Below are 2,034 nucleotides of genomic sequence, written 5' to 3'. Positions count from 1 at the left end.
GCCCCGGCGGCCCGCGCGGCCAGGCGCGGATGGTGCTCCGGCTCGGCCAGCACGTGCAGCACCGCGGTCAGTTCGGCCAGCGGGGAGGCGGCGAACCGCAGGCCCTGGGCCGGCAGACCACGGATGTCGATGCTCAGCGTCACCCGCCCATCATCGTCCCCGCCACGGGCGGGCGTCGACGCGTCGCTTGACGGTGATCGTCAACCCATGCGCCCCGCACCGCCCGTGGCCGCGACGGTGGGGCCATGACGACCACCGTGAAGGTCCGCCCCCGCGCCCTCGTCCGCGCCTCGGGAGGACCCCGCTACGCCGTCGCCCTCGGCGTGGACGCCCTGGGCACCGGCATGCTGCGCCCCTTCCTCCTGCTCTACGGGCTGACGGTGCTGCGGCTGTCCGCCCCGGTCACCGGCGTCGCCATGACGGTCGCCGTCGTCACCGGCCTGGTCTGCATGCCGGCCGTGGGCCGGTGGATCGACCGGGGCGCACGCAGCACCGTCGTGGCGGCCTCGATGCTGGTGCGGGTGGCGGGAGTCGCCGTGCTGCTGGCCACCCCGGAAGGCAGCGTGTGGATGTTCGCGGCGGCCACGCTCCTGCACGGCGTCGGCAACCAGGCGTGGCCCGCCGCCCACGCCGCCGTGGTGGCCACCGTCGCCCAGGGCCGGGAGCGCGACGCCGCCCTGGCGGCCGGCCGCACCCTGCGCAACGCGGGCCTCGGCGTGGGCGCCCTGGTGGCCACCGTCTGCCTCGCGGGCGGCGCCCCGGCCCTGCGGGCGCTCGCCGCGGCCACCGGCCTCGCCTACCTCGTCGCGGCGGCGCTCGCCTGGTCCGTGCGCCTGCGGGTGCGTCCGGTCACCGGTCCGGAGCCCGACGGCGGGCACGGGGCCGTGCCGCGGATGCCCGCGCTGCTCGCGGCCAACGTCGTCTACGTCTTCTGCCTCAACGTCCCCGAGATCGCCCTGCCTCTGGTGCTGGTGACGCAGCTGCACGCCGCCCCGGCGTGGTCGGCCGCCGTGTTCGTGGCCAACACGGTGCTGGTGGTCGCTCTCCAGGTGCCGGTCACCCTGCTGCTCGCCCGCTACCGGCGACGGTCCGTGCTGGCTCTGGCCGGCCTCCTCCTCTCCCTCTCCTACCTCGGCTTCCTGCTGGTCACCGCACCGGGTGACGGCCACCCCTGGGCGGCCCCGGCGGTCCTCGCGGTGTCCGTGCTGTGCACGGTCGGCGAGATCGTCCACGCCGGCAGCGCCACCGCGCTCGTCACCCACCTGGCCCCGGAACGCCACCTGGGGCGTGCCCTGGCCCGCTTCGAGCTCTCCACGGGCCTCGGCCTCGCCGTGTCGCCCGCCGTCATCACGGCGCTCGCCCCGCGCGGCCCCCTCGCCCTCTGGGGCGGCCTCGCCGCCGCCACCCTGCTCGCCGCCGCGGCCGTCGCCGGGGAGAGGGACGCCGTCCCGCGATCCGCCGACGGGGCGTCGGCGGATCGCGGGACGGCGGGCGCGTCGCAGCAGGACGGGCCTGCGGACCGGGCGCCTGCCCGCCCCGTCCTGAGCAGCGGTGATCGGGCAGCGGCGATGTCCGACCCGCTCCGTAAGGTGGGGTGATCCCGCCCCGTTTCCAAAGGACGTCATGACCCCGCACACCCCGCCCCGGCCCGTCGACGTGGAGGCGCTCTTCCCCGAACTCGCCCCGCTGCGCCGCGAGACGCTCCGGCTGCACCCGAGGGCGGGGGAGCCGACCTGCCGGGACAACTCCCTGGGAGGGCCGCTGCTGTGGCCGGCCGAGGAGCCGTGGCCCCGGTGCGCGCAGCCCGAGGCGCACGTCGACCTGGGCGGCGGTCTCCCCGCCGGGGCCGTGACGCCGCTCGTACCCGTCCTGCAGATCCACCGGGCGGACGCCCCGGGCGTGCCGTTCCCGCCCGGGCGGGACCTGCTGCAGGTCCTGTGGTGCCCCTTCGACCACGAGCCGCGGCTGTGCCCCGCGCCGGTGGTCCACTGGCGGGAGGCGGCGGCCGTCGGCGAGGTCCGCCCCACCCCGCCC

At 77.6% G+C, this 2,034-nt stretch carries 2 protein-coding genes and 1 pseudogene; 2 read left to right on the top strand and 1 reads right to left on the bottom strand.

Translation table 11 applies throughout. From position 1 onward, the window contains the following. Positions 1-143, bottom strand: a 143-nt coding sequence (locus ACOV8S_RS32805; protein ID WP_448322293.1) for a DUF5937 family protein, incomplete at its 3' end; no start/stop codon positions are given. 102 nt (positions 144-245) lie between these two features. Between ACOV8S_RS32805 and ACOV8S_RS32800 the strand changes: the two genes are divergently transcribed. Next, positions 246-1,598 (top strand): MFS transporter, encoded by a 1,353-nt coding sequence (locus tag ACOV8S_RS32800; protein WP_448322291.1) that lies wholly within the window; start codon positions 246-248, stop codon positions 1,596-1,598. A 25-nt stretch (positions 1,599-1,623) separates the two neighbouring features. Next, a pseudogene (locus ACOV8S_RS32795) lies at positions 1,624-2,034 on the top strand (DUF1963 domain-containing protein); the annotation flags it as partial.

This window comes from Streptomyces sp. CO7, assembly GCF_053474865.1.
This window is presented reverse-complemented; position numbering and strand designations above follow the sequence as displayed.